The organism is Microbacterium sp. NPDC055312 (assembly GCF_053645675.1).
On record NZ_JBSHMU010000001.1, the window covers coordinates 44,102 to 69,325 of the forward strand.

Below are 25,224 nucleotides of genomic sequence, written 5' to 3' on the forward strand. Positions count from 1 at the left end.
CATGAGCAGGACCGCCGTCGGTGCCCCCGGCACCCCGCAGCGTTACTTCCATTCGCTGTGGTTGCTATCGGCGCGCGACCTCAAGGTGCGCTATTCGACGAGCGCCCTGGGGTACCTCTGGTCGGTGCTCGACCCGCTGGTGATGAGCGCGATCTACTGGTTCGTGTTCACGCGGGTGTTCGAACGAACCGTCGGCGAGCAGCCCTACATCATCTTCCTCATCACGGCTCTGCTGCCCTGGGTGTGGTTCAACTCATCGGTCGGCGACTTCACCCGCGCGTTCAAGAAGGATGCACGACTGGTGCGCTCGACCGCGATCCCGCGTTCGATCTGGGTGAACCGCATCGTGCTCAGCAAGGGCATCGAGTTCTGCTTCTCGCTGCCCGTGTTGGCGATCTTCGTCGTGGCGAACGTCCTCCTCGAGAGCGACCCCGCGAAGACGGCGCACGTTGGATGGGGAATCCTGCTGTTCCCCTTGGCGATGCTGCTGCAGACCGTCCTGCTCGTCGGCCTCGGGCTGCTGGTGGCGCCGCTGTGCGCCCTGTACACCGATCTCGAGCGCACCACCGCGCTCATCCTCCGAGCGCTCTTCTACGCAACCCCGATCATCTACAGCGTCAACGACCTGCCCGGGGTATTCCAGACCCTGGGGATGTTCAATCCGCTCGCCGGGATCTTCTCCCTGTATCGGATGGCATTCTTCCCGGACCAATGGCATCCAGAAGTGGTGGCAATCAGCGCGCTGATGAGCTTCGCGATCCTCGCCCTCGGGATCTGGGTGTTCCGCACGCTGGAACGACCCGTGCTGAAGGAGCTGTGATGAAAGCCGCGATCGAAGTCGCCGATCTCGGCGTGCGCTTTCGCCGCAATCGTCGCGGACGACGCACTCTCAAGGATCTCTTCGCGGGAGCGAGTCGTCGATCCCGTCCTGGCGAGTTCTGGGCCCTGAGAGATGTGTCGTTCACCGTCGAACCCGGCGAATCCATCGGAGTGGTGGGGCGAAACGGTCAGGGCAAGTCGACGCTGCTCCGCCTTGTGGCGAGCGTTCTGCTGCCGGACGAGGGCAGCGTGCATGTCAGCGGGGGCGTGGCTCCGCTCATCGAGCTCACCGGCGGATTCGTCGGCGACCTGACTGTCCGCGAGAATGTGCGTCTCACCGCCGGTCTACATGGCATGTCGAAGGCCGAGGTCGCTTCGCGCTACGACGAGATGATCGCTTTCGCGGAGCTGGAGGACTTTCAGGAGACGCCCTACAAACATCTCTCCAACGGGATGAAGGTGCGTCTCGCGTTCTCCGTCGTCTCTCAGCTGAATGAGCCGATTCTCCTCGTTGACGAAGTCCTCGCCGTCGGCGACAAGGCGTTCCGTGACAAGTGCTACAAGCGCATCGACGAGCTCCTCGCCGAGGGCCGCACGCTCTTCTTCGTGAGCCACAACGAGCGCGACCTGCGCCGCTTCTGCAAGCGCGGGCTCTATCTCGACAAGGGTGCTCTGGTGCTCGATGGGCCGATCGGCGATGTGCTCGACCGGTACAACGCCGATCACAACGGACGTTGATCAGTCCGGCCGAGTGGCGCTCCGCTGCTGCTCACCCAGCTCGGTGCGGGGTGCTGATCAGAGCCCGGCCAGGTCTCTGAGGCGCTGAGCCGAGGCGCGCGCGGCGTCCACCGAAGCTCCCGATCCCGACGCCACCGCCTTTCGGAGCTCGGCCAGGCGCCCACTGTAGTCCGACACCGCTGCGTTCCAGTCGGAGCTGATCGAAGACGGTGCGGGTACTTCCGCCAGACGCTGCGCGTCGTCCCGAAGGTTGTCGACGACGGCCGTAGCATCCTGCCCGCTGCTGTCCGCGACGATCTCGAGACCGGTCAGGGCATCATCGAGCCAGCCGCCGACCTGTCCGCGGAACGCCTCCACGCTCGGGTCGACCGGCGGGGGAGGCGTGGTGACGGGCGTCATCGACGGCTCGGGCTCCGCAGAAGGCGTCGCAGAAGGACTCGCAGACTCAGACGCCGACGGCGACGCACTCACCGACGGCGATGCGCTCGGCGTCGCGGTCGCACTCGCGAGCGGCGCACCGGGCCGCAGGAACAGCCAGAACACCAGCGCCGCGATCACGACCGCAGCCACCGCCAGGCCGACGATCAGCCACGTGCGCCCGCGCTTGGGCTTCTCGTCCGGATACGCCCAGACGTACTCGGGCTGCTGCTCGGTCATCGTCCCTCCAGTGCCGGCATGGGCTGCCAGGTGCGATCGCGGCCGATCCGGCCCCCGTCGCGCAGACCGCGGAACAGGTTGCTCGTCCCGCGCACCGTGCGCTCGACGAAGAGCAGTCGGATCAGCTCCTTGGCGAACGTCGCCGAGGTGCCCAGACCGAACAGCACCGGGTTGTACACCCCGTGCACCCGGTAGTAGTTCTTGATGAATGCGCGGTTGCGCATGATGTAGTACCGGTACGCGTTGCTCGACGCGTTCATGTGCCGGATGCCCATGTCCCACTGCTTGATCTCACGCGTGCGGCGCAGCACGAACTCGTCGACGATCACAGCGGTGGTCAGGCGCGATGCCAGCCAGCCGTACATCTGGTCATCCCAGTAGATGAAGAAGCGCGGATCGGGCAGGCCGATCTTGGCCACGATCGAACGATGGATGAACATGCCCTCGAAGCATCCGCTGTTCATCTCCTTGAACCCCGACGAGTCGAACTTCGACGGCGCGAACGGAATCGGGATGCCCATCCGGTCGGCGATGCGGTACTGCCAGTAGAACTCGCTGCCGTCGTAGTCGTAGCGCCGACCCTGAATGCTCTTGAAGCGCCTCGACCAGCGGCCCATCTTCGCGAGACCGTCGGGCAGCACCTCGACGTCGTCGTCCATCATCCAGATCCATTCGGATCCCAGCTCGTACGCCGTGCGCATGCCCTCGCTGAACCCGCCCGAGCCGCCGGTGTTGGTCTCGAGCCGGCGGTAGACGATCTCGGTGCCGATGCCGTCGCGGAACGAGCCGACGACGTCGGTCGTGTCGTCCGATGACGCGTTGTCGATGATCACGACGCGGCCCGGCTTCGGGTCCATCGACCGGATGCTGGTGAGCAGCCCGCTCAACAGGTGCGAGCGGTTGTAGGTGACGATGACGATCGACGCGGTGGACGGATCGAACGCGCTGCCGGTCATGCCCGAGCCTCCGCGCGGGGGCGGACGGGCGAGGAATCTGTCACGAGGGTCACGGGATCACAGTCTATCTTCATGATCCTGTGCTGCCCGGGAGCGGAGGACGCTCCGGCCCGAGCGTCGGGATCGCGCCGGTGTGGGCCGCATCGATGCTCTCCCGCCACGACCTGGTCTGCCCCGCCCGCAGGGCGCAGAGCACGAGCAGAAGCCAGCCGGTTGCGGTGAGCGCGAAGCTCTCGAACATCGACTCCACGCCGAGCGTGACGAGCACGAGCGGCGTCCACGCGTACACCACCGAGCGTCGCACGCTCGCCACCAGCCACGAGCGCACCAGCGCGACGCCGCCGAGCACGACGAAGAGCGCCAGCCCGGCCGAGCCGAGCTGCAGCAGCGTGTCGAAGTACGCGTTCAGCGCCGACTGGTGTCGATCCGACAGCAGGAAGTTGATGTACGTGAACGGGTACTCGCCCCGTGGCCACGGGCCGAACCAGCCGTAGCCGGTGACGGGTCGCTGGGCGATGAAGTCGAGCATCATGTTCCACAGATCGGCGCGGGTCGAGAAATCCGAGCCGGCGTCGAGCATCCGGATGATCCGATGCCGGAACGCGAACGCGATGATCAGCCCCACCACGACCAGCCCGCCGAGTGCCGCCTGCACGGCGCTGCGCCGGTGGGCGGGCGTGTGCCGGACGATCGTCAGCGCGACCGTCGCCACGGCGACAGCCGCCGCGAGCACGACGACCGTCGGCGAGGCCGAGAACAGCGCGAGCGAGCCGCCGAGCGCGATCGACAGCACGCCCGCGATGCGGCCGATCGACTGCGTGCGCCATTCGATCACGAAGGTGATCAGCGCGACCACGGCGATGAAGCCGAGCATGTTGCGCGTGCCGAAGATGCCCTGCACGGGGCCGCCGTCGGCGAGCGAGCCCTCGATGCCCAGCAGCCGGAACGGGGTGTCGAGCAAGATGCCGAACATGATCTCGAGCCCGAGCGAGAGGGCCAGCAGCCAACGCAGGGTGTCGCCGATGGCGCGCACCGTCTGCAGCGTGTCGCGCACGTGCCCGATGGTGATCGCGATCACGGCGTACCCGAGCAGGGTGAACCAGCCGGCGACCGTGCCCCCGACATCCGACGACCAGAGCGCGCTCAGCAGCGCGAGCAGCAGAAAGCCGAGCAGCGACGTCGGTGCGAAGCGCAGCAGAGACAGCTCGTCCCGACGCACGACGAGCACGGCGACGCCGAGCACCGCGAGCACGCCGATGATCGCCGCCAGACTCACCGGCGACATCATCCGCTCGATGAGGAACGACGAGAACACGGCTGTGAGCGCGGTCAGCGTGTAGGCGCGGGCGAACAGCGCTGAACCCAGCAGCGAGACGACGAAGCGCCGCGGCGTCATGGCACCTGCCGCGGCTGCGGGCCGTGCGAGATGACGGGGGTGCGCTCGCCGACGCCGACGCCGATGAGCGGCACGGCCTTCATCTTGAACGAGAGCAGGATCAGCAGCAGCCAGCCCCACAGCATGATGGGCGCCGACTCGGCCAGGCCCTCGACGAGCAGCACCGTGGTGAACAGCACGGGCAGCAGAGACAGAGGGGAGTAGGGGCGGCGGGCGTCGAGGTCCCACCGCGGCCGGTCGACGGCGAAGAACCATGCCCGCCACAGCAGCGCCAGCCAGGCGACCGCCATCAGCACGACGCCGACCACGCCGAGCTGCAGGAACACGTCGAGCCACATGTCGTGCGCGTGGAAGACGCTGAGGCCGTGGTTCAGGATCCAGCCGTCGAATGCCGGGTCCCAGGGCACCCACGGGGAGGAGAAGCCGTTGCCGAACACCGGCCGGGTGATCGCGCGCTCCCACACCGCCTGCCAGATCTCGATGCGCCCGGTGAGGTCGTTGTCCTTGCCGAGAGCCGACAGGATCCGCTCGCGCAGCAGCACCGCACCGCCGATGCCGACCACGGCGACCGCGGCGAAGAGCAGGTAGAGCCGGCCGCGCCGTCGCGGGGATGCGGCGCGCATCATGAACACGGCGGCCAGCACGACCACGACGACGGCGATGCTGAGGTACACGGTGGCCGACGCGGCTTTCACGAGCAGCACGGCGGCGAGCACCGCCCAGAAGATGAGCATGGTGCGCCGGCGCACCTGGGTGGCGTACAGCACCGCGAAGACGATCAGCGCGAACAGGCACATCATCGCGAGGGTGTGGGCGTTGCCCACCACCCCCTGGATCCGGCCGTCGTCGAACAGGTTTCCGCGCACCCAGTAGAGGTGGGGGTCGATCTTCCCCTCGGGCAGGTCGACGAAGTTCGGCAGCAGGGGACGCCGCAGCACGAGCGCGACCCACAGCTCGATCGCCAGGGAGAGACCCAGGATCAGCTTGAGCGCACTCGAGATCGCCCGGGCGATCTCGTTCCAGGTGAGCGTCGTCGCGATGAGCACCGCCGTCACGGTGATGGCGGCCAGCAGAGACCAGGTGAGAAGCGTGGCGGCGGGCCAGCGCGACCACAGGGTGGATGCCAGGGCGAGGGCCGCGTAGCCGAGCGCGGCCCACGGCAGCCGGCGCCAGGGGAAGCGGGTGGGACGCTGCGCGACGACCTCGGGAACCCAGATGGCCAGGGCGCCGGCCGCAAGGATCACGAGCACGATGCCCGACCCGAGCGCGCCGAAGGTGTTGTACACCGCCGTGTGCGCGAACAGGCAGAACATGGCCAGCACGCTGTACGCGCGCACCAGCAGATGCCCGGTCGTCTCGCGGGGCGGAGCCGCGGGGAGAGGGGCCACGGGGTGCTTGCTGTACACGGCCATCGGGTTCAGGCTATCGCGCCGGCACCGCTCGCACCCGTCTCGCCGCGACCCGTTCGCACCGACGCGACACGCCGATGAGGTCGAATGAACCTTAAACGCCCCGTTGAGGGTTTACGATCCGCGACTTGACCGCGGCGAATGACACGGGTGTAATTAGTGGTGCACGGCCCGGAGGGGGCACATGCAGGGTTGGGAGATCGAGATGACGGGTTACCGGTCGGACGTTCCCGAGAATTGGTTCGTCGATCCAGTGAACCTCGGCGTACCCGGTGTACGCCGGGTTGACGCCGAGGATGACGGCGCACTCGCCTGGCAGGTCGACGCGCTGTGCGCGCAGACCGACCCCGAGGCGTTCTTCCCCGAGAAGGGCGGCTCGACGCGAGACGCCAAGCGCATCTGCACATCGTGCGATGTGCGGGGCGAGTGCCTCGAGTACGCCCTCAGCAATGACGAGCGATTCGGCATCTGGGGTGGTCTGAGCGAGCGCGAGCGTCGCAAGCTCAAGCGCCGCGCGAGCTGACGGCTTCGCGGGCACGCCGGGTCCGATGACCGGCGCCCCGCGGATGCCTGTCTAGGCTGACTGTGCCATGCCATCCCGAGTACACGCCATCGTCGTCGCACGCACCGGCGACTCCGCAGCCGCACAGCTCAGCGAGACCCTCGACGCCCTCCGCAGTCAGACGACGCCGCCCGACGCCGTCACCGTCGTGGTGCTGGGCAGCGGCGCACAGGTGAGAGCCATCGACGGCATCGGGCACAGCGTCGAGGCGATCATCGAGGCACGCGCGACCACGACGTTCGCCGAGGCCGTGGCGCTTGCCCACCCGCGCGTGGCGAGCGGCAGCTCGGTCTGGATGCTCACTCACGACTCGCGACCCCGTCGCACGGCGCTGCAGCTTCTCGCCGGATCGCTCGAGCGCTCGCCGTCGGCGGCTCTCGCCGCGCCCAAGCTCGTCCGGTACGACGACGACCGCGAGATCATCTCGCTGGGTGTCAGCATGAGCCGGTTCGGCCGCACGGTCGAGCTCGCATCCGACGAACTCGACCAGGGGCAGCACGACGCGGCCGAGGACGCCCTGGGCGCGGATGTGCGCGGCATGCTCATCCGCGGAGCCGCACCCGTGGTGCTGCGTCCGGACCCGGGCCTCGGCGGTGCCGACGAAGGACTCGACCTGGGCGTGCGCGCCCGCCTCGGCGGCGCGCGCATCGTGCTCGTGCCGAAGGCGCGCGTCGGGGTGCGACCCGACGGCGTCGCCGCGCTCCCGCAGCGACAGGCGGCGCGCACCTGGACGAGCCGCCGCGCTCAGCTGCACCGTCGGCTCGCGTACGCGCCCGCCGTCGCCGTGCCGCTGCACTGGCTGAGCCTGCTGCCACTGGCGCTGTGGCGCTCGATCGTCCACCTCATCGGCAAGCGGCCGGGGTCGGTCGCCCCCGAATGGGGTGCGGCTCTGGCTGCCATGCTCGCCGTGCCGGCGGTCACCCGCTCCCGACGCGCCATCCGCTCGTTCCGCACCGCGTCGTGGGCGGGCATCGCGCCGCTGCGCGTGACGCGCACCCAGCTGCGGCACCGCCTCGACGACGGGCACGGCAGCGAGCGCGGCGCCGTCAGCGAGCTGCACTTCTTCAGCGGCGGCGGCGCGTGGGCGGTGCTCGCCGCGCTCGTCGTCAGCGTCGCCGCGTTCTTCCCCCTGCTCGCCTGGCCCAGCATCGGCGGCGGCGAGCTGCTGCCGATGCAGCAGAGCGTCGCCGACCTCTGGAACGACGCCGGATGGGGTCTGCGTGACCTCGGTCCCGGGATCATCGGCCCCGCCGACCCGTTCGCGGCCGTGCTCGCCGTGCTCGGCACGCTCTGGCCGGGCTCGCCGTCGTTCGCGGTCGTGCTCCTGTGGCTCGGCGCCCTGCCGCTCGCCGTGCTCGGCGGGTGGTTCGCCGCGACCCGGGTCACCGACCGGTCGGGCCTTCGGATCCTCGGCGGCGTGCTCTGGGCGCTGGCGCCCACCTTCCTCGCCGCTCTCGTGCAGGGCCGGCCCGCTGCGGTGCTGCTGCACCTGCTGCTGCCCTGGCTGTTCCACTCCGCGGTGGTGGCGCACCGGTCCTGGGGCGCGGCGGGAGCGGCATCCCTGCTTACGGCGGCATCCCTCGCCTGCGCCCCGTCGCTCGCCCCGGCCTTCGCGGCGCTCTGGGGTCTGACGGTGATGGCGATGCTCGCCGCGGGCCGTGTGCGCGGAGCCGTGCGCGTGTTCTGGCTGCTCATCCCCGCGGCCGCGCTATTCGCGCCGCTCATCTACTGGCAGCTGCGCCACGGCGACCCGTGGGCGCTGCTGGCCGACCCGGGCGCGGTCGCCCCGCTCGCCCAGGCGACCTCGGATGCCGCGGGACGCCTGCTCATCGCGCAGGGGTTCCCCGCCCCCGACCGCGGCGGATGGGAGTGGCTGCTCGACGGCAGCTTCGCGCCGTTCGCCGCCCTGCTGCTCGTACCCGTGGCCGTGCTCGCTCTGACCTCGGCGCTCTCACCCCGCTGGCGCGCGGGCTTCGCGCTGCTTGCCACCACCGCGGTCGGGCTGCTCACCGCGATGCTCGCGGTCGGCGTGCAGGTGTCGTTCGCGCAGGGCGACGCGGTCGGCATCTGGCCCGGCACCGGGCTGAGCTTCGCCTGGCTCGGCGCCGTCGGCGCCGCTCTGGTCACCCTCGACACGGTCGTGGCTCTGCCGGCGCTGCGGTCGGCGGCGGCGCTCATCACCGCCGCCGGCGTGCTCGTGTGCGCCGTGCCCGGCCTGCTGGCCGTCAACCTCGGCGAAGCGCAGATCCGCAACGGCGCCACCAGCACGCTGCCCGCTCTGGTCGCAGCACACGCCTCGGACGACGTCGACAGCGGCACGCTCGTCATGACCCCCCTCGACGACGGCTCCCTCGCCACGCAGCTGGTGTGGGGCCCGAGCGCCACGCTGAGCGCGCAGACCACGATGCTCACCACGGCGACGCGCGTGCACGACGACTCTCTCGCCGCCGACGCCGTCGATCTGCTCTCGTCGCGGGACTTCGACGCCGCGTCCGCGCTCGTCGATCGCGGGATCGGCTTCGTGCTGCTCTCGTCGCGTCCCGGCCAGAGCGATCAGGCCCGCCGCATGAGCGACGCCGCGATCACGGCGATCGACCAGCGCGCCGGGTTCGTGAAGGCGGGCAGCACGCCGAACGGGATGCTGTGGCAGACCGCCGAGACGCCCGCGGAGCGCGCCCAGCCGTCGCACGCGCAGCGCACCCTCGGAAGTCTCATCGGTCTGGGTCAGCTCATCGTGGTGCTCGCCGCCGTGCTGCTGGCGATCCCGACACGGGCGTCGCGTCGAGCGGCGCGCTCCCGCTCCCGTGTGGTCGGACGCTCGCTCGATGAGCCGGTCACCCAGCGACCCGCGCACGACGACACCGACGCGCACGCGGATGACACCGGCTCGCCGTCCGGGGAGCGCGTGCCCGAACCCGCCGGAGGAGTGCCACCCGCCGCGGCCGCGGATCACGCATCACCGCATCCCGCCGCCGAGGAGCAGATCCGATGAAGCAGAGCACGATCCGACTCGCGACCACCGGCGCCCGCATCGCGACCGGAGCAGCCGTCGCCGCGGCGTGCGTGCTGGGCGTCGGGGCGGCCGTCGCCGCCCCCTGGCCCAGTGTGCAGAACGAGCCGGCGGCGACGACCGTGACCCCCGTTCCCGGAGACGCGCTGATCGTCTGCAACGGGGCGTTCCGGGCGTTGGGTCGCGACTCGACCCGGGCCGATCTTCTCGTCTCGGCGGCCGCACCGACCCTGCAGGTCGACGATCGCGGTCACGAGACGAGCACCACAGACCTGGCGATGCCGGGCGTGCTGGGCGGGGAGGGCGCACAGAGCATCACGGCGGCGGTCGCCGACCGCACCGCGCCGCTGATCTCCGCGTCGGAGTCGGTGAGCCTCGATGAGGAGGATCTGCGCGGATACGCCGCCGCCCCCTGCCGGGAGGCGGGGATGCGTTCGTGGCTGGTCGGCGGCGACGGATCGACGGGATCGTCGGACGTGATCATGCTGTCGAACCCGGCCGATGTGCCCTCGACCGTCGAGTTGAACGTCTACGGCTCGCAGCGCAGGACGACGACCAAGATCGTGCCGCCGAAGACCCAGACGACGCTCACCCTGGCATCCGTCGCCGGCGCCGAACCGCGTCCGGTGGTCGAGGTCGTGGCCACCGGTGCCCCGGTGCGGGCCGCGCTCCAGTCGGCGCGTGTGCGCACGCTGGATGCGGTCGGCATCGACGTGCAGGACGGCGTCGGCGGCGCACAGCGGAGTCTGCGCCTGCTGGGTGCGCAGTCGCAGCCCATCTCCGACGGCGACGACTCGACCGGCATCCTGCTGCGCCTTCTCGCACCGCAGGAGAACGCCACCGCGACCGTGCGCGTGCGCGGTGCGGACGGCCGGGTGGACTCCGACGAGTACGTGGTCGAGCTCACCGCGGCCACTCCCACCGAGATCTCCCTGACCGGGATGGGCGCGGGCGCGCACGACATCGAGATCGATGCGACCGCGCCGATCGTCGCCGGCGCCCGTCAGGCGGTGCGCGCGGAGGGACGCGAGGACTTCGCCTGGATGCTGCCCGCTCCGCAGCTGACCGGCAGCGTGCCGTTCAGCGTGCCGAGCGGCCCGTCGGCGACGCTGTACCTGAGCAACGCCGAGGACAGCACCGCCACAGTGACCCTGGAGGGCGTCGACGGGCGCACCATCGAGCTGCCCGGCAACGGCGTGGAGCAGGTGCCGCTGCAGCCCGGCGAGCATCTTCTGCGCGCCGACGGCATGGTGCACGCCGCAATCGGCATGCTGGGCGACGCGGCGATCGCGGGCTGGCCGCTGTGGGCGCCTCCGGCCACGCAGCAGCCGATCATCGTCCGCCCCTGACGACCGAGCGCCCGGCCGGAGGAATGCCGGTGAGGGTCAGTGGTCGCGGCCCTCGGGGCCGAGTTCCCAGGGCTCGCGCCCGACATACTCCGCCGCCGCGTGGAACACGGCGCTCTCGACGGCCATGCGGCGGTGCGCTGCGTCGTCGTGCCCCTTCGGCAGCAGACGCTCGATCGGCACGCGATACAGCGTCACGCGCTGGGCGGCCGGGTCGGCGCGCCAGAGCGGGATGCCGTCGGCGCGGTCGTGTGCGGGCATCGCGGCGATCTCGAAGCGGACCTCGCGCAGCTCTTCCCAGGTGCCGCGGAGGTATTCGACGGCGCTGCCGACCGTGATCTCGAACCGGTCGAGTCGCCCGTCGAGCGGAGGCAGGGGTGGTCGGACGACCTCACTGCGCCCGAGTCGGCCGTGGCGGCCGTGACGTGCGCCGCGCCGCGGTGCGGGGGAGGAGCGTCGGGCGGGCATGCCGAAAGTCTATGCGCTGCCGCGCGGCTGCACCTCTCTCACCCGACCCGGTCGTAGTGTGGACGCGATGGACGAACGACTCCGCCATGACCGAACACCGCGCCTCGACGAAGGGCCGCGCCTCGACGCGTATCTGGCCGTCGGCGAACGGCTGTGCTCGAAGGTCGCCTGTGCGCGCGAGGCGGTCGCGACGCTCACCTTCGACTACGGCGAGCAGATGGCCGCGCTCGGTCCGCTCGGCCCCGGTGGCGACCCGCACGCGCACGACCTGTGCGCTCAGCATGCGGACCGGCTCTCGGTGCCCGCCGGATGGCTGGTGATCCGCCACGAGGCGATGCGCTCGTGACGGGGCGGCCCTGACGAACTCGCGCGTGACGCCCGTCGCGTTCGCCGAGGTCGCATGACGGCGCTGACGTTCGATCGGCGCGCCGTGCCCTAATCTGAGCGTCAGGGGGGAGCGAGAGGCTGCCCCGGAAAGGCAGATATGGTCGTCTGGCGTCGTATCGTCCTCCCCGTTCTCTTCCTCGTCGTGCTCGGTGCTGCGGCACTGGCGCTCATGAAGATCGCGTTCCTGCCCGACGCCGCGAGCGCCGACCCCGCCGGCCCTTCGGCCGGCGTCGCCGACCCGGTGATCCCGGTGGCGCGCGGATCGCTCGTGAACGAGCTCGACCTCGACGCCAGCGTCGCCCGCGACGAGGAGTACGCCGTGCGCAGCGCGACCGACGGGGTGGTGACCGCGGTGCACGTCGCAGACGGCGACACGGTGCAGCAGGGTCAGCTGCTCGTGACGATCAAGCAGCACGACCCGGTGCGCACGGTCACGCTCGTCGCGCCCGAGGCAGGTGAGGTCTCGGACCTCGCCGTCGTGAAGGGGCAGGGCACGACCATCGGCGGTGAGGTGCTCACCCTCACGCCCGCTCGCCATCACGTTCTCGCCACGATCAAGCCCGCTCAGCTCTACCGCCTCGTGGGTGCTCCGTCCGAAGCCACCGTCACGATCACCGGGGGGCCGGCGCCCTTCGCCTGCACGGGCGTGCGGGTGCAGATCGCCGAAGACGGAACGGCGAGCGTGCGCTGCGCGGTGCCGGCCGATCAGACGGTGTTCGCCGGCCTTCCCGCATCCCTCGCCCTCGCCCTGGGCAAGGTCGACGACGCGCTCGTCATCCCGGTCACCGCGGTGAAGGGCGGCGCGGGCAGCGGAGTGGTGTGGGTGGATGCCGGTGACGGCACCGAGCCGGAGGAGCGCAAGATCACGCTCGGCGTCAACGACGGCGAGCAGGTCGAGGTGCTCGACGGGCTCGCCGAGGGCGATTCCATCCGTCAGTTCGTGCCGGGCTTCGCCGTGCCCGTGCAGGAGCAGTGCTACGACGACGGCGCCGGCGGCGAGATCTGCGAATCGGGGACGAGCTGGTGACCCTCGTCGCGCTGGGCGACGTCACCCGCAGCGTGCTGCTCGCGGACGACACGCGGCTCGAGATCCTGCGCGGGGTGAGCCTCGAGGTCGAGGCCGGTGACCACGTGTCGATCGTGGGCCGTTCGGGGTCGGGCAAGTCGACGCTGCTCAACATCCTCGGAATGCTGGACGCTCCCACGACGGGCACGGTCTCGTTCGCCGGCAGGGAGGTGCGCCGGATGCGCACCGGCCGCCTCGACCGGATGCGCGGCGATCACGTCGGCTTCGTGTTCCAGCAGTTCAACCTGCTTCCGGGCCGCACCGCGCTCGAGAACGTGATGATGCCGCTGGGCCACGCCAGAGGGCGCATGTTCCGCCAGCGCCACCGGATCGCCGGCGAGATGCTGGAACGGGTGGGGCTGGGACACCGCATCGAGCAGATCGCCGATCGTCTCTCGGGCGGGGAGCAGCAGCGCGTGGCCATCGCGCGAGCGCTCGTGCGCAGGCCCACGCTGATCCTCGCCGACGAGCCGACCGGCGCACTCGACATCGACACCGGCGCGAGTGTGATGGCGCTGCTCGACGACGTCGCCACCGAGACCGATGCCGCTCTCGTCACGATCACGCACGACCTGCACGTCGCAGCCAGGGCTCGACGCCACTATCGGCTCGACGGCGGCATCCTCACCCCTGCCGATCTGCGCCGCGCCTTCGCCGCCTCGACCCTGCAGGACGACACGGCCGAGGCCGGGCTGTCCGCGAGCGTGCCGTCCGGCGCGGGCACTCCAGCAGTGGCCGGAGCGGAGGTGGCGCGGTGAGCGCGGTCATCGGCGCCCTGTCCGACGCGTGGTCGGAGATCCGGGTGCACAAGCTGCGCGTGCTGCTCAGCCTGATCGGCATCGCCGTCTCGGTCGCGTCTCTGACCGCCGTGGTGGCGCTCTCGGACATCGCCGTGCAGGCGCAGACGGAGGAGTACGACCGCTACGGCGGCCGGGTCGCCACCCTCGTCGTCGCTCCGTTCGGCGCGGAGGGACCGGTCGACGCGAACGCGTTCCACGAGCGCTTCGAGAAGGTCGGCGAGCGCTTCGGGTTCAGCCATTCGTCGCGCTTCGTGGAGAACATGATGCTGCCGGTGCAGGCGCCCGACGGGGTGCACAGCACCGCCGCGCGACTGATGGACCCCGCCTATGCCGTCATCCATCGCGAGAAGCTGCTCGCGGGCCGCGAGTTCCGCGCCGACGATGTCGAGGCGCTCGCCCCGCCCGTGATCATCTCGGAGGCGATGTGGGACGTGTTCGGTCGCGTGCCGATGGATCAGCATCCCACCCTCACCCTCACCGGCGGCGCCGGGGGCACCTTCCAGGTGGTGGGCGTACGGCCCCGTCAGGGCCCGTGGGACGCGGAGAAGCGCATCGACCTGCTGTACGACTCGTTCGCCTCACGCGTCGACGCGCTGCCCGAGGACGCCTCGCTGCGGTACGACGTCTGGGTGGGCGAGCACGACGCCTCCGACGTCGGCAGATCCCTCGCCGCCGACCTGAGAGCCGGGATGCCGGAGGGCGAGGAGGTCTCGGTGAGCCGGGCTGACTGGGCGGCGTCCACCGGGTTCCGAGAGAGCCAGGCGATGACCGAGCTCATCCTCAGCGGCATCGCGGTGCTGATCCTCGCACTCGGTGCGCTGAGCCTGGTGAACATCCAGCTCGTGGCGATGCGGCAGCGGGTGCGCGAGATCGGCGTCCGCCGCGCCTTCGGCGCCACGGCGAGGCGGATCTTCACCACGGTGCTTCTGGAGAGCCTGGTGGCCACGACCGTCGCCGGTGTCATCGGCATCGCCGTCGTCGTCGCCGTGCTGCGCTCGCCGCTGATCGTCGAGTCGATGTTCCCCTCGCTCGTCGACGTGCCGCCGTTCCCCATCCGGGCAGCGGTCATCGGTCTGGTGGCGGCCGTCGTCGTCGGGGCGATCGCCGGGTTCGTCCCCGCGCTCGTCGCGCTGCGCGTCAAGGTGATCGACGCGATCCGGTTCTGACTCCCGCGTCGACGACGAACGCACCGCGGGCTTCGACGTCAGAGGCCGATGCGCCGCCCGCTCAGGCGCTCGGCTCGCTCATCGGCGAGGGCCAGCGCCCGCTGCTCGCGCTGGCGACGCAGCACCGTGATACCCCGCAGCAGCTCCTCGGGGGTCGCGGCGGGCAGCGGTGAGATGTACGGCTGCGCCTCGAGGGCGAGCTCGTGCGCGACGCTCGCGCGCGCCGAGGGCGACAGACGCTGCGCGTTGGCGAGGAACTGGGAGATGCGCCGAGCGAGGCGATCGGGCATCCGGGCGACGTCGGCGACGGTCGCCCACCCGTGCAGCGACGGCGGCAGGTGCGGCTGATGCGAGGGCAGCGCGGGCGTGCGCACACGCTGCGAGTAGGTCCCGGCGACGAGATCCCCGAGGCGCTGCGAGCGCGCGGTGAGCGCACCGGTGATCACCGCCGCGCCGCCGAAGGTCATGTACACCTCGAGCACGCCCACGAGTGCGCGGATGAACGTGTGCCGGAAGGTGATCGCCCCGCCGTCGACGCGGACGATGCGTCCGCCGACGGCGAGCTTGCCGACGCTGCGGCCGCGCATCGCGACCTCGACGGTGATCGGCAGCACGAGGAAGCTGAGCACGGCCGCGCAGATCACCAGGATGCGGAAGGTGTGCTCGGTCAGCAGGCCCTCGGTCATCAGCCACACCTGCACGAAGGTGACGGCGAGGAACAGTGCGAACCCGATGGCCATGTCGATCAGTGCGCCGGCGGCGCGCAGCACGAAGCCGACCGGCTGCACGTCGATGGCGACGGCCTCGCCGGACAGGATCTCCTGCTCGTCGGTGATCGTGGCAGACATGAGTACAGTAAATCAGGTGGATGCCGATGCTCTCGCCGACGCCCGCCGCCCGGAATGGGAGCGGCTCGATGCGCTGAGCCGCAGACGGCGCCTGAGCGGCGCGGAGGTCGACGAGCTGATCGTCCGCTACCGCGCGGCATCCGCCGATCTCGCCGAGCTGAAGACCTCGGTGGGTGACTCGCCGCAGGGCGCGTACCTGTCGACGATCCTCGCCGCCGCGCGGCTGCGATTCACCGGGGCGAGCGACAACGTGCTCGCGCAGGCCGCACGCTTCTTCGCGCTGCAGCTGCCCGCGGCGCTCTACCGGATCCGCTGGACCACCGGCATCATCGCGCTCGCGTTCGTGCTCGTGGTCGCGATCACGGGCGTCTGGATCGCCGGTGACCCGACGCGGATCGCGTCGCTGGGATCGCCCGACGTGCTCAGGCAGTACGCCGAGGAGGACTTCGTCGACTACTACGGCCCGATGGCGTCGTTCGCGGGAATGGTGTGGCTGAACAACGCCTGGATCGCCATGCAGTGCGTGCTGTTCGGCGTGACCGGCATCTGGCCGGTGTGGATGCTGATCCAGAACGCCTTCGGGCTCGGCGTCGCGGCTGCGGTGATGTCGGCCTACGGGCATCTCGACACGATGCTGCTGCACATCCTGCCGCACGGGCTGCTCGAGCTGACCGCGATCTTCGTCGCGGCCGCCGCCGGCTTGCACATCTTCTGGGCGTGGGCGGCCCCCGGACGGCGGACCAGGGCCGAATCGCTCGCGGCGGGCGGGCGTTCGCTCGCCACGGTCGCGATCGGTCTGGTGTTCGCGCTGTTCCTCTCCGGCCTCGTCGAGGGCTTCGTCACCGGCTCGGCTCTGCCGTGGCCGGTGAAGATCGGGATCGGAGCGCTGGCTCTGGGCGCGTTCCTGTTCTACATGCTCGTCATCGGCCGGCGCGCCGCGCGCCGCGGCGAGAGCGGCGACCTCGTCGAGTACGAAGCGGGCACGCCGACGCTCACCGCGGGCTGAGCGCGGGCGCCGCCGGCTGAGCGCGGACCCGCGGCCGTCGAACTCAGACCGTGCCGTCGGACTCGACCGTGCCGTCGAACAGCGCGCGGTAGGCGACGCCGATGGCCGCCGCCGCGAGGGCGGGGAAGACGAGGAACACCCAGAGCTGGGCGAGCGGTCCGATCCCGCCGTAGATGGCGGTGGCGATGGCGCGCGCCGGGTTCGCGGCGCCCCCGGCCACGGGGATGGCGACGAACTGGATGGCCGCGAAGGTGAGGCCGATCGCCACGCCGCCCGCTGCGGTGCGGCGCACGGGGTGCGTCACGCTGAGGAACACCAGCACGAGCAGCACGGTGAGGACGACCTCGATGACGATCACCGCGGGCATCCCGAACCCGCCGGGTGAGAGCGTGCCCCAGCCGGTGCTCGCGAAGCCCGCATCCTGGACGCGCTCCAGCCACCGCTCGGGGCCGAACAGGCCGACGACGATGAGCGCCGTCGAGGCGATCACGCCGCCGACGACCTGGGCGAGCACGTACGGCAGCACGTCGCGCCATGCCAGACGGCCGGCCGCTGCGGCGCCGATGGTCACGGCGGGGGAGAAGTGGCCGCCCGAGATCCCCGCGAACGAGGCGAAGGCGGCGAGCAGGGCGATGCCGAACGCGAGAGCCACCGTCAGGTTGACCGCCGACCCCGCCCCGGGGTCGGCGAACAGGGTCGCGGTGAACAGCGACGCCCCGACACCGAGGAACACGATCAGGAACGAGCCGAAGCCCTCGGCGGTGAGCCGGGCGCTGCGGGAGGGCGCCGCGGCTGCGACGGACGTGCGGGGTTCGGTCATGCCGGTTCTCCTCATCATGCCGGCCTCGCGCCGGGTCGTCCTTCGATGATCCCGCATCGCGATGCCGGCCGTGCCGGCACACGCCGAGGCCCCTCCATCGCGGCGGGGGATGAAGGGGCCTCGTGTTCGCGTGAGTCGGACTACTCGCCGATGCCGATCGGCTCGGGCTCGCCGATCGGTGCGCCGGCGAGCGCACGCAGCTGAGCCTCGAGGTCCTGGTCGACCTGGCCCCAGTACCAGAAGAAGCGCTCCTGGATGGCGGGGATGGTCAGTCCGTTGTACTGACCGACGAGGGTCTGCACGAAGCGCTCGCGCTCCTCATCGTCGAACACCTCGCGGTAGAGGATGCTCGCCTGGACGAAGTCGCCGTCGTCCTCGCGGAGCGTGGCGGCGGAGCGCACCAGCTCGCCGTCGGACTCCCAGCTCGCCTCGACGCCCAGCAGCGGGTCGGCCACGGGGCCGCCGGCCGCGCCGAACGAGTTCGGCGTGTACACCCGGTGCTCGGCGGGGGCGTAGTGGTACTGCATCTGGCCCTCGTGCATGTAGTTGCGCACCTCGGCCGCGTGCGGCTGGTTGACCGGCAGCTGGTTGTAGTTCGTGCCGATGCGGTAGCGCTGGGCATCGGGGTACGAGAACACGCGCGCCATGAGCATCTTGTCGGGCGAGATGCCGGTGCCTGGAACCTGGTTGCCGGGCGAGAAGGCGGCCTGCTCGATCTCGGCGAAGAAGTTCTGCGGGTTGCGGTTCAGCGTGAAGGTGCCCACCTTGATGCGCGGGTAGTCCTTCTTCGACCAGGTCTTGGTGAGGTCGAACGGGTTGAAGCGGTAGGTCTTCGCCTCTTCGTACGGCATGATCTGCACGTGCACGTCCCACTTCGGGAAGTCGCCGTTCTCGATGGCCTCGTACAGGTCGCGGCGGTAGTAGTCGGCGTCCGCACCGGCGATGCGCTCCGCCTCGTCGGCGAACATCGGCTCGACGCCCTGCTGGGAGAGGAAGTGGTACTTCACCCAGAAGCGCTCGCCGGCGGCGTTGACCCACTGGTAGGTGTGCGAGCCGTAGCCGTTGACGTGGCGCCACGAGCGCGAGATGCCGCGGTCGCCCATGAGGTAGGTGACCTGGTGCGCCGACTCGGGCGAGAGGGTCCAGAAGTCCCACTGCATGTCGGCGTTGCGCAGGCCCGAGGCGCCCAGGCGCTTCTGCGAGTGGATGAAGTCGGGGAACTTGATGCCGTCGCGGATGAAGAACGTCGGGGTGTTGTTGCCGACGATGTCGAGGTTGCCCTCGGTTGTGTAGAAGCGCAGCGAGAAGCCGCGGACGTCGCGCCAGGTGTCGGGCGAGCCCTGCTCGCCGGCCACCGACGAGAAGCGCAGCAGCGTCTCGCTCTTCGCGCCGGGCTGGAAGACGGCCGCGCGGGTGTACGCCGAGACGTCCTCGGTGACCTCGAACTCGCCGAACGCTCCGCCGCCCTTGGCGTGGGGGTTGCGCTCCGGAACACGCTCGCGGTTGAACGAGGCGAGCTTCTCGACCAGGTAGCGGTCGTGCAGTGCCGTGACGCCGTCGGCGCCCACGGTCAGCGAGTGCGCGTCACTCGCGACGGGGGTTCCTGTCTGGGTGGTGGTTGCGGGCTTGTCAGCCATTGGCGTTCCTTTCGCATTCGGGACAGAGGGCTCGGTAGGTGACCGCGGCTTCGAGGATTCGCATGCCGTGGTCGTGGGAGGGGTGCAGGCAGGGGGCCGCGCCGATCGCGCAGGCGACGTCTTCGACGCGCCCGCAGCTCACGCACTGCACGTGGTGGTGGTTGTCGTCGCTGCGCAGCTCGTACAGCGCGCTGCCGACGTCGGGCAGGTTCACGCGCTGCACGACGGCGGCGTCGGTGAGGTCGTTCAGGATGCCGTGCACCGTCGCCAGCGCGATGCCGGGAAGCGCATCGCGGATGCCGGTGAAGACGACATCCGCCGAGGCGTGCGGTCTCGCGGCGAGAGCCTCGAGCACCCTGATCCGCTGCACGGTGACGCGCAGTCCCGCCTCGCGCAGGCGCTGCTGTGCAGCGGTGTCGGTGAGGTGCATGCCCCCACCTTATTCTCAATGACTCAGAAAAGCGAATGCATCGGGTCAGCCCGTCACAGGCGGCCCGCGGCCTTCAGCTCCAGGTAGCGGTCGGCGATGCGCGGCGGCAGCTGCTCGGGATCCGCCGCGATCGCCTCCCCGCCGGCGCGACGGATGGCGTCGGCGACGACCTGCGCATCCGCCATCGTCTGCTCGGCGGCGGCGGCGAGATAGACGTCGGCTCGCGACTCGCGTCGGCGGGCGAGGTCGCCGATCGACTCGTCGGTGACCGAGCCGACCAGCACGGTCGTCGCCCGAGAGGCGGCCGGGAACGCACCGAGGAAGCCCCGCGCCGTCTCCGCCGCATCCTGCGCGGTGAGCACGACGATCAGCGAGGGCCGGGTGGTGAGCGTGCGGATCGCGGCGAATGCGCCGGCCCAGTCGGTGTCGACCAGCCGCGCGTGCACCGGTGCCATGGCGTCGGTCAGCGCGGGCAGAAGCGCGGCACCCTCGACCCCGGTGACGCGTGCGCGGGTCACCCGGTCGTACATGAGCAGGTTGATGTGGTCGCCCGCACGCGCGGCCAGCGCGGAGAGCAGCAGAGCGGCCTCGAGGGACGCGTCGAGCCGGGTGCTGTCGCCGACGCGCGCGGCGGCGGTGCGGCCGGTGTCGATCAGGATGACGACCTGGCGGTCGCGCTCCGGGCGCCAGGTGCGCAGCATGGTGGTGCCGGCGCGAGCCGTGGCGCGCCAGTCGATCGAGCGGATGTCGTCGCCGCGCACGTACTCGCGCAGCGAGTCGAATTCGGTGCCCTGCCCCCTCACCTGGATGGAGGTGTTCCCGTCGAGCTCGCGCAGCCGGGCGAGGCGCGACGGCAGGTGCTTGCGGGAGCTGAATGCGGGCAGCACCCGCAGCGCCCCCCGCACGTCGTGCCGCGCCTGCCGTCCGGCCAGTCCCAGGGGGCCGCGCGAGCGCACGACGACGAAGTCGCTGGCCAGCTCGCCGCGGCGGCGCGGCCGCAGCGGCACCTCGAACCGGCGACGCTCGCCAGCCGGGATGCTGAGCGGCACCCTCTCCGCGGGAGCGCCTGCGGTCGGCTGCCACGCGTCGCGCAGCTGCCCGCGGAGCGTGCGGCCGCCGACGTTCTGCACGGCGACGCTGGTCTGCACCGGCTCACCCAGTCGTGCCCGCGCGGGGATCGACCGGGTGACCATCAGCGCACGCGGATCGGGAGCGGTCACGACGTCGATCGTCACGAGCAGGACGCACAGCAGCATCCAGCCTCCGAACACGGCCCACGGCGGCGCGCCGGCAGCGCTGAGCAGCGCGGTCGGCACGACGCCCAGCGCGATCAGCGGGGCGAGCAGGGCGGTGACGAACATGTCAGATCGGCACTCGGGTCTGCTGCACCACCGACTGCAGCACGGCGTCGGGGGAGACACCCTCCATCTGGGCATCCGGTCGCAGCTGCAGGCGGTGACGCCACACCGGCATGAGCATGGTCTGCACGTGATCGGGCGTCACAGCGGTCGACGCGTTCAGCCAGGCCCAGGCCTTGGCGGCCGCGAGCAGGGCGGTCGAGGCGCGGGGGCTCGCGCCCAGCTCGACCGAGGGCGAGTGACGGGTGGCCCGGGCGAGGTCGACGACGTAGCCGAGCACGTCGTCGTTCACCTGCACGCGTGCCGCGGCGTCCTGCGCGGCGCGGATCTCGTCGGCGGTGACGGCGGCCTGGACGCCGGTGAGCAGACGGGGTGAGAATCCGCTCGCGTGCAGTCGCAGCACCGACACCTCGGCGTCGCGCTCGGGCATCCCGACCACGAGCTTCATCAGGAACCGGTCGAGCTGCGCCTCGGGCAGCGTGTACGTGCCTTCGTGCTCGACGGGGTTCTGCGTGGCGGCGACGAGGAACGGGTCCGGCAGCGGCCGGCTCAGGCCGTCGGCAGACACCTGACGCTCTTCCATCGCCTCGAGCAGGGCGGCCTGCGTCTTCGGCGGAGTGCGGTTGATCTCGTCGGCGAGCAGGATGTTGGTGAACACGGGGCCCGCGCGGAACTCGAACTCGCCGGTGCGGGCGTCGTACACGAGAGAGCCGGTGACGTCTCCGGGCATGAGGTCGGGGGTGAACTGCACCCGCTTGGTGTCGAGCCCGACGGCGCGCGCGAAGCTGCGCACCACGAGGGTCTTCGCCACTCCCGGCACACCCTCCAGCAGCACGTGACCGCGGGCCAGCAGCGCGACGAGCAGGCCGGTGACGGTGCCGGCCTGACCGACCACGGCCTTGTCGACCTCGGTGCGCACGCGGTGCATCGCCTGACGCAGCGCATCGTCATTCAGCGTCGCGGTGGGGGTGGTGCTCTCGTCGCTCACGGGCGATTCCTTTCGGTATGGGCGGCGTCGACGGCCGTCTCGAGTTCGGCGAGTCGTCTGGCGAGCTCGACGAGCTCGCGGTCGTCGGCGGGTGGGGCGCCGCCGAGCAGGTCGTGCAGCGACCCGCGCGGCACGCCGAGGCGGTCGGATGCCGCATCCGCGACCTCCACGTCCGTCGCCCGCGGGCTGAGGGCGAGGCGTCGCGCGAGCCTGGCGCGCGTGCCCGCGCGGATCGCGGCGGCGGCATGCGGGGCATCCGCGGCCTTCGCCGTGAGGCGGGCCCGGCCGTGCATGGTCTCGGACGCGCGCACCGTCACGGGCAGCGACTCCGAGACCAGGGGACCGAAGCGCGCTCCCCGCCACCAGATCGCGGCGATGCCGGCGAGGAGCAGGAGCAGGATGGCCGGCGTGAGCCACGCGGGGGTGAGTTCGCCGAGGGTCGCGGAATCGTCGGCCACGCGATCGCCGTCGTCGAGCGACCCGACGTACCAGACCACGTGATCGGTCTGCGCGAGCAGGGCGAGCCCGAGGGCGGCGTTGCCGTTCTCGGCGAGATGGCGGTTGGAGAGCATGCGGGTCGCCTCGATGAACGAGATCCGCGTTCCGTCGCGATCGGCGATGAGCAGCGCGGCGCCGCCGTCCGCGCCACGGAAGCATCCGTCGACGCCGCCGGCGGGCTGGAACATCCGCTCGGTCTCGACCGTGCCCGTCTCGGCGAACTCGGCGCGGTCGCAGCCGGAGTCGACCGCGCCGAGACCGCCGGTTCCGGTGCCGAGGTCGAGCAGGTCGAGCATGCGGGCGCTCGTGCTGAGCAGCACCACGCGGTCGGCGCCGCCGAGCAGGTCGAGCACCGCGTCGTCGGTGAGAGCGACCGGGTCGGTGAGCACGAGCGTGCTGCCGGGATCGAGCGCCGCGACGGCCGCGGCGCGGCTGCGCACCACTTCGACCTCGGTGCCCTGCTGGCGCACCAGCTCGGCGATCGCCTTCGCACCGCCCGGTGCCGGCGACTCGGGATGGAGCACGCCCTCGAGCGGGGGAGCGGTGGTGACCAGGCGCAGCGAGAGCAGGGCGATGCCGACCAGCAGGGCGACGACGAACACCCAGCCGAGCACGTCGGCACGTCGGCCGGGTCGTGGCGGGGCGGCGGTGCTGCCGAGGGTGTCGGGCGGGGAGACCGTGGTGCTCATGCAGGCACCGTCCCGGTGCCGGCGTGCAGATGCGGTGCGGTCGTCTCGATGCGCTCGTCGGTCGCGGCGAGAGCACGGTAGTCGGATTCGCTCGCCGACGTGCCCAGGTATCGCACCGCGTCGAACAGGGTGGCCGCGTCGTGCAGCGGCTCCGCGAGCTGCGGAAGCGCGGGTGCCGCCTCCCGGGCGATGCCCTGCGCGGTGGCGCCGGGGGCGGGGTCGATGAGGTCGCGTTCGAGCAGCCCGCGGGCGAGGGCGCGGAAGCGCAGCACGACGGCGCCGTCCCAGTTCCCGTCGCGCGCGCGACGCTCGGCCTCGGCGCGCAGCTGGGCCGCCGTACGGTCGTCCTTCTCGCCGAGCAGATCCGCGCGGCCGCGCACCGTCCGCGACGAGCGGGGCCGGCCCCACACGACGAGGGCGACGACCACCGCGGCGACGACGACGATCGTGATGATCGTGAGCGCCAGGGGAGCGACGGCGCCGGTGCCGTCTCCGTCGAACAGGCCGAAGAACCAGTCGGCGACGTCGGCGGCGAGCTGGTCGAACCAGTTCGGCTTCGCCGCCTGGTACTCCGGCTTCGACAGCTCCTCCTGCGCGCGGCGACGCGCCTCGTCGCCGTCGGGGACGAACACGTCTGCGGCGGCGAGCAGTGCGATCATCCGGCTCCGCCCGGCGCTGCCCAGTCGTCGGAGGAGGATGCCGCGGGCGGGGCCGCCGGGGGCTGCGCTGCCGGATAGGACTGCGCCGGCGACGGCTGTGCCGGATAGGACTGTGCCGGCGAGGGCTGGCCCGGGTACTGCTGTGCCGGGTACGGCCGTCCCGGGGTCTGCTGTCCCGGGGTCTGCTGTGCCGGGGTCTGCTGTCCCGGGTAAGGCTGTCCCGGGTAAGGCTGACCCGCGTACGGCTGACCCGCGTACGGCTGACCTGCGTACGGCTGACCGGCGTACGGCTGGCCCGCGTACGCGCCCGCCGGGTACCCGGCGTACGCGGCAGCCTGCTGCTTGGGCGGGGGAGTCTTCGACACCGCGCGGGCCGGATCGACCGCGTACGGGTCGCCCAGCTCGGCGTCGGACGCGCCGTGCGCGCTGTGCTCGACGAAGCGGATCAGCGTCTGGTCCAGGCCCTCGTACCGCATGCGGCTGTCGAGGTAGATGAGGGTCGCGCCGGTTCCCTGCACGACGAGCGTGATCGCCTGGACGGCGAGCACGAGGATCTGCGGAAGGATCGTCAGCGTCAGCACGGCGATCACCTCGCTCTCATCCGGTGATCCTGACGGCGCCACGACGCCGCCGAGAACCCCCGAGATGATCGAGCCGGGCACGCTGACCACCTGGGCTGCCAGCCCCATGATCGCGCCGATCAGGAACATCACTCCGAGCGCCGGCCAGAAACGGCCGCGGATGAGACGCCACGATCGCACGAGCGCCGTGCCGAGCGTCGCCCGCTCGAGCACGAGGGCTGCGGGCACGACGAGCAGCTTCGTGCCCAGCCACACCACCAGCGGGATGCTGGCCAGCACGAGCAGCACGACGAGCCCCACCGCGAGGCCGATCGAGCCGCCCGAGAAGTCGTTGCCTGCCATGATCGCGATCGCCGCGGCGGCGACCGCGAGCATCCAGAGCAGCACGGCGACACCCTGCAGCAGCGCGTAGCCGAACAGTCGCCAGAACGCGGGGCGCACACGCGACCACAGCGAACGCAGCGGGGCCTTGCGGCCGAGCGCGGCGAAGGACACATCGGCGGCGACGAGCCCCTGCACGATCGAGGTGAAGGCGACGCTCGCGAGGGTCAGCACGATGCCGACCACGATGCTGATCGCGACGGTGCCGGCGATGATCGGTCCCTGATCCGGGGAGCCCGCCGGGACGCTCGCGATGCGCGCCGCCGAGAAACCGGCGACGAGCACGATCACGATCACGGCGATGGCGGTGATGCCGAACTGCACGGCCACCGCGAATCCGAACAGCACCTTCGGGTTGTGCCGCAGAGCGCTGAACGACCGCCCCAGGATCATCCCGAAGGTCATCGGGTGCAACGGGATCGCACTCTTCTTCGGTGCTGGGGTCCAGGTCTGACCGCTCATTCGCACTCCCTCCCTGCGCCCTCCCATCGTGGCATACCGTCCGGCGGGCGCGTGCGCCGACCTCCGCGCGTGCGGCGCATTGTCAAG

Annotated in this window: 24 protein-coding genes; 10 read left to right on the plus strand and 14 right to left on the minus strand. The window is 71.2% G+C overall.

The features are described from left to right. The first annotated feature begins 1 nt into the window (after position 1). Both ACWIDW_RS00180 and ACWIDW_RS00185 read left to right on the plus strand, forming a co-directional pair. Complete coding sequence (locus tag ACWIDW_RS00180) at positions 2-820, plus strand: ABC transporter permease (protein ID WP_454121979.1); 819 nt, start codon at positions 2-4, stop codon at positions 818-820. Continuing rightward, on the plus strand, positions 820-1,557 hold the full coding sequence (locus ACWIDW_RS00185) for an ABC transporter ATP-binding protein (protein ID WP_454121981.1): 738 nt from the start codon (positions 820-822) through the stop codon (positions 1,555-1,557). The genes ACWIDW_RS00180 and ACWIDW_RS00185 overlap by 1 nt, the downstream gene beginning before the upstream one ends. A gap of 57 nt (positions 1,558-1,614) precedes the next feature. Here ACWIDW_RS00185 and ACWIDW_RS00190 read toward each other — a convergent pair whose 3' ends face one another. The 4 genes from ACWIDW_RS00190 to ACWIDW_RS00205 form a co-directional block, all read right to left on the minus strand. Next, on the minus strand, positions 1,615-2,214 hold the full coding sequence (locus ACWIDW_RS00190; RefSeq protein WP_454121982.1) for a hypothetical protein: 600 nt from the start codon (positions 2,212-2,214) through the stop codon (positions 1,615-1,617). Then, positions 2,211-3,170: a glycosyltransferase family 2 protein gene (locus ACWIDW_RS00195; RefSeq protein ID WP_454121984.1), complete on the minus strand. Its 960-nt coding sequence runs from the start codon at positions 3,168-3,170 to the stop codon at positions 2,211-2,213. The genes ACWIDW_RS00190 and ACWIDW_RS00195 overlap by 4 nt, the downstream gene beginning before the upstream one ends. Positions 3,171-3,240: 70 nt before the next feature. Next, positions 3,241-4,566, minus strand: a complete 1,326-nt coding sequence (locus tag ACWIDW_RS00200; protein ID WP_454121986.1) for an O-antigen ligase family protein — start codon at positions 4,564-4,566, stop codon at positions 3,241-3,243. Further along, positions 4,563-5,978, minus strand: coding sequence for an O-antigen ligase family protein (locus ACWIDW_RS00205; RefSeq protein ID WP_454121987.1), 1,416 nt, complete (start codon positions 5,976-5,978; stop codon positions 4,563-4,565). The genes ACWIDW_RS00200 and ACWIDW_RS00205 overlap by 4 nt, the downstream gene beginning before the upstream one ends. Before the next feature lie 202 nt (positions 5,979-6,180). Here ACWIDW_RS00205 and ACWIDW_RS00210 point away from each other — a divergent pair, with 202 nt between their 5' ends. From ACWIDW_RS00210 to ACWIDW_RS00220, 3 genes are all read left to right on the plus strand, one after another. Continuing rightward, positions 6,181-6,498 carry a WhiB family transcriptional regulator gene (locus tag ACWIDW_RS00210; RefSeq protein WP_191711837.1) on the plus strand — a complete coding sequence of 106 codons (318 nt, stop codon included), beginning with the start codon at positions 6,181-6,183 and terminating at the stop codon, positions 6,496-6,498. Positions 6,499-6,565: 67 nt separating this feature from the next. Continuing rightward, on the plus strand, positions 6,566-9,529 hold the full coding sequence (locus tag ACWIDW_RS00215; protein ID WP_454121989.1) for a glycosyltransferase: 2,964 nt from the start codon (positions 6,566-6,568) through the stop codon (positions 9,527-9,529). Further along, entirely contained in the window at positions 9,526-10,896 is a 1,371-nt protein-coding gene (locus ACWIDW_RS00220; RefSeq protein WP_454121991.1) for a DUF5719 family protein, read from the plus strand. Before ACWIDW_RS00215 ends, ACWIDW_RS00220 begins: the two co-directional genes overlap by 4 nt. A gap of 36 nt (positions 10,897-10,932) precedes the next feature. Here ACWIDW_RS00220 and ACWIDW_RS00225 read toward each other — a convergent pair whose 3' ends face one another. Further along, positions 10,933-11,361, minus strand: a complete 429-nt coding sequence (locus ACWIDW_RS00225; RefSeq protein ID WP_454121992.1) for a hypothetical protein — start codon at positions 11,359-11,361, stop codon at positions 10,933-10,935. A gap of 67 nt (positions 11,362-11,428) precedes the next feature. Between ACWIDW_RS00225 and ACWIDW_RS00230 the strand changes: the two genes are divergently transcribed. The 4 genes from ACWIDW_RS00230 to ACWIDW_RS00245 all read left to right on the plus strand — a co-directional run bounded on the left by ACWIDW_RS00230 (position 11,429) and on the right by ACWIDW_RS00245 (position 14,780). Further along, complete coding sequence (locus ACWIDW_RS00230) at positions 11,429-11,707, plus strand: DUF3499 family protein (protein ID WP_454121994.1); 279 nt, start codon at positions 11,429-11,431, stop codon at positions 11,705-11,707. A 138-nt stretch (positions 11,708-11,845) separates the two neighbouring features. After that, positions 11,846-12,775 carry an efflux RND transporter periplasmic adaptor subunit gene (locus ACWIDW_RS00235; RefSeq protein WP_454121996.1) on the plus strand — a complete coding sequence of 310 codons (930 nt, stop codon included), beginning with the start codon at positions 11,846-11,848 and terminating at the stop codon, positions 12,773-12,775. Next, positions 12,772-13,572: an ABC transporter ATP-binding protein gene (locus ACWIDW_RS00240; protein WP_454121998.1), complete on the plus strand. Its 801-nt coding sequence runs from the start codon at positions 12,772-12,774 to the stop codon at positions 13,570-13,572. The genes ACWIDW_RS00235 and ACWIDW_RS00240 overlap by 4 nt, the downstream gene beginning before the upstream one ends. Next, a complete protein-coding gene (locus tag ACWIDW_RS00245; protein WP_454122000.1) occupies positions 13,569-14,780 on the plus strand; it encodes an ABC transporter permease in 1,212 nt (403 codons plus the stop codon). Before ACWIDW_RS00240 ends, ACWIDW_RS00245 begins: the two co-directional genes overlap by 4 nt. A gap of 38 nt (positions 14,781-14,818) precedes the next feature. On the opposite strand, the gene ACWIDW_RS00250 is transcribed toward ACWIDW_RS00245, so the two are convergent. Next, positions 14,819-15,628, minus strand: a complete 810-nt coding sequence (locus tag ACWIDW_RS00250) for an RDD family protein (protein ID WP_454122002.1) — start codon at positions 15,626-15,628, stop codon at positions 14,819-14,821. Positions 15,629-15,644: 16 nt separating this feature from the next. Between ACWIDW_RS00250 and ACWIDW_RS00255 the strand changes: the two genes are divergently transcribed. Further along, complete coding sequence (locus tag ACWIDW_RS00255; protein WP_454123217.1) at positions 15,645-16,634, plus strand: stage II sporulation protein M; 990 nt, start codon at positions 15,645-15,647, stop codon at positions 16,632-16,634. Positions 16,635-16,677: 43 nt separating this feature from the next. Here ACWIDW_RS00255 and ACWIDW_RS00260 read toward each other — a convergent pair whose 3' ends face one another. From ACWIDW_RS00260 to ACWIDW_RS00295, 8 genes are all read right to left on the minus strand, one after another. Further along, the gene (locus ACWIDW_RS00260) at positions 16,678-17,454 is read right to left on the minus strand and encodes an aquaporin (RefSeq protein WP_454122004.1); all 777 of its coding nucleotides are present in this window, start codon (positions 17,452-17,454) and stop codon (positions 16,678-16,680) included. 140 nt (positions 17,455-17,594) lie between these two features. Then, positions 17,595-19,091, minus strand: a complete 1,497-nt coding sequence (locus ACWIDW_RS00265) for a catalase (protein WP_454122006.1) — start codon at positions 19,089-19,091, stop codon at positions 17,595-17,597. Beyond that, complete coding sequence (locus ACWIDW_RS00270) at positions 19,084-19,521, minus strand: Fur family transcriptional regulator (protein WP_454122008.1); 438 nt, start codon at positions 19,519-19,521, stop codon at positions 19,084-19,086. The genes ACWIDW_RS00265 and ACWIDW_RS00270 overlap by 8 nt, the downstream gene beginning before the upstream one ends. A 53-nt stretch (positions 19,522-19,574) precedes the next feature. Then, entirely contained in the window at positions 19,575-20,882 is a 1,308-nt protein-coding gene (locus ACWIDW_RS00275) for a DUF58 domain-containing protein (protein WP_454122010.1), read from the minus strand. A gap of 1 nt (position 20,883) precedes the next feature. Beyond that, complete coding sequence (locus ACWIDW_RS00280; RefSeq protein WP_454123219.1) at positions 20,884-21,807, minus strand: AAA family ATPase; 924 nt, start codon at positions 21,805-21,807, stop codon at positions 20,884-20,886. A gap of 56 nt (positions 21,808-21,863) precedes the next feature. Further along, positions 21,864-23,054: a DUF4350 domain-containing protein gene (locus ACWIDW_RS00285; protein WP_454122011.1), complete on the minus strand. Its 1,191-nt coding sequence runs from the start codon at positions 23,052-23,054 to the stop codon at positions 21,864-21,866. Continuing rightward, positions 23,051-23,713 carry a DUF4129 domain-containing protein gene (locus tag ACWIDW_RS00290; protein ID WP_454122013.1) on the minus strand — a complete coding sequence of 221 codons (663 nt, stop codon included), beginning with the start codon at positions 23,711-23,713 and terminating at the stop codon, positions 23,051-23,053. Before ACWIDW_RS00290 ends, ACWIDW_RS00285 begins: the two co-directional genes overlap by 4 nt. Further along, positions 23,710-25,137, minus strand: coding sequence for a glycerophosphoryl diester phosphodiesterase membrane domain-containing protein (locus ACWIDW_RS00295; RefSeq protein WP_454122015.1), 1,428 nt, complete (start codon positions 25,135-25,137; stop codon positions 23,710-23,712). The genes ACWIDW_RS00290 and ACWIDW_RS00295 overlap by 4 nt, the downstream gene beginning before the upstream one ends. Between the last annotated feature and the right edge of the window lie 87 nt (positions 25,138-25,224).

What these genes read in the sequence shown, in the direction of transcription:
- ACWIDW_RS00180 (WP_454121979.1), top strand. Translation starts at nt 2, where the DNA reads ATGAGCAGGACCGCCGTCGGTGCCCCCGGCACCCCGCAGCGTTACTTC.
- ACWIDW_RS00185 (WP_454121981.1), top strand. Translation starts at nt 820, where the DNA reads ATGAAAGCCGCGATCGAAGTCGCCGATCTCGGCGTGCGCTTTCGCCGC.
- ACWIDW_RS00190 (WP_454121982.1), bottom strand. Translation starts at nt 2,214, where the DNA reads ATGACCGAGCAGCAGCCCGAGTACGTCTGGGCGTATCCGGACGAGAAG.
- ACWIDW_RS00195 (WP_454121984.1), bottom strand. Translation starts at nt 3,170, where the DNA reads ATGACCGGCAGCGCGTTCGATCCGTCCACCGCGTCGATCGTCATCGTC.
- ACWIDW_RS00200 (WP_454121986.1), bottom strand. Translation starts at nt 4,566, where the DNA reads ATGACGCCGCGGCGCTTCGTCGTCTCGCTGCTGGGTTCAGCGCTGTTC.
- ACWIDW_RS00205 (WP_454121987.1), bottom strand. Translation starts at nt 5,978, where the DNA reads ATGGCCGTGTACAGCAAGCACCCCGTGGCCCCTCTCCCCGCGGCTCCG.
- ACWIDW_RS00210 (WP_191711837.1), top strand. Translation starts at nt 6,181, where the DNA reads ATGACGGGTTACCGGTCGGACGTTCCCGAGAATTGGTTCGTCGATCCA.
- ACWIDW_RS00215 (WP_454121989.1), top strand. Translation starts at nt 6,566, where the DNA reads ATGCCATCCCGAGTACACGCCATCGTCGTCGCACGCACCGGCGACTCC.
- ACWIDW_RS00220 (WP_454121991.1), top strand. Translation starts at nt 9,526, where the DNA reads ATGAAGCAGAGCACGATCCGACTCGCGACCACCGGCGCCCGCATCGCG.
- ACWIDW_RS00225 (WP_454121992.1), bottom strand. Translation starts at nt 11,361, where the DNA reads ATGCCCGCCCGACGCTCCTCCCCCGCACCGCGGCGCGGCGCACGTCAC.
- ACWIDW_RS00230 (WP_454121994.1), top strand. Translation starts at nt 11,429, where the DNA reads ATGGACGAACGACTCCGCCATGACCGAACACCGCGCCTCGACGAAGGG.
- ACWIDW_RS00235 (WP_454121996.1), top strand. Translation starts at nt 11,846, where the DNA reads ATGGTCGTCTGGCGTCGTATCGTCCTCCCCGTTCTCTTCCTCGTCGTG.
- ACWIDW_RS00250 (WP_454122002.1), bottom strand. Translation starts at nt 15,628, where the DNA reads ATGTCTGCCACGATCACCGACGAGCAGGAGATCCTGTCCGGCGAGGCC.
- ACWIDW_RS00260 (WP_454122004.1), bottom strand. Translation starts at nt 17,454, where the DNA reads ATGACCGAACCCCGCACGTCCGTCGCAGCCGCGGCGCCCTCCCGCAGC.
- ACWIDW_RS00265 (WP_454122006.1), bottom strand. Translation starts at nt 19,091, where the DNA reads ATGGCTGACAAGCCCGCAACCACCACCCAGACAGGAACCCCCGTCGCG.
- ACWIDW_RS00270 (WP_454122008.1), bottom strand. Translation starts at nt 19,521, where the DNA reads ATGCACCTCACCGACACCGCTGCACAGCAGCGCCTGCGCGAGGCGGGA.
- ACWIDW_RS00275 (WP_454122010.1), bottom strand. Translation starts at nt 20,882, where the DNA reads ATGTTCGTCACCGCCCTGCTCGCCCCGCTGATCGCGCTGGGCGTCGTG.
- ACWIDW_RS00280 (WP_454123219.1), bottom strand. Translation starts at nt 21,807, where the DNA reads ATGCACCGCGTGCGCACCGAGGTCGACAAGGCCGTGGTCGGTCAGGCC.
- ACWIDW_RS00285 (WP_454122011.1), bottom strand. Translation starts at nt 23,054, where the DNA reads ATGAGCACCACGGTCTCCCCGCCCGACACCCTCGGCAGCACCGCCGCC.
- ACWIDW_RS00290 (WP_454122013.1), bottom strand. Translation starts at nt 23,713, where the DNA reads ATGATCGCACTGCTCGCCGCCGCAGACGTGTTCGTCCCCGACGGCGAC.
- ACWIDW_RS00295 (WP_454122015.1), bottom strand. Translation starts at nt 25,137, where the DNA reads ATGAGCGGTCAGACCTGGACCCCAGCACCGAAGAAGAGTGCGATCCCG.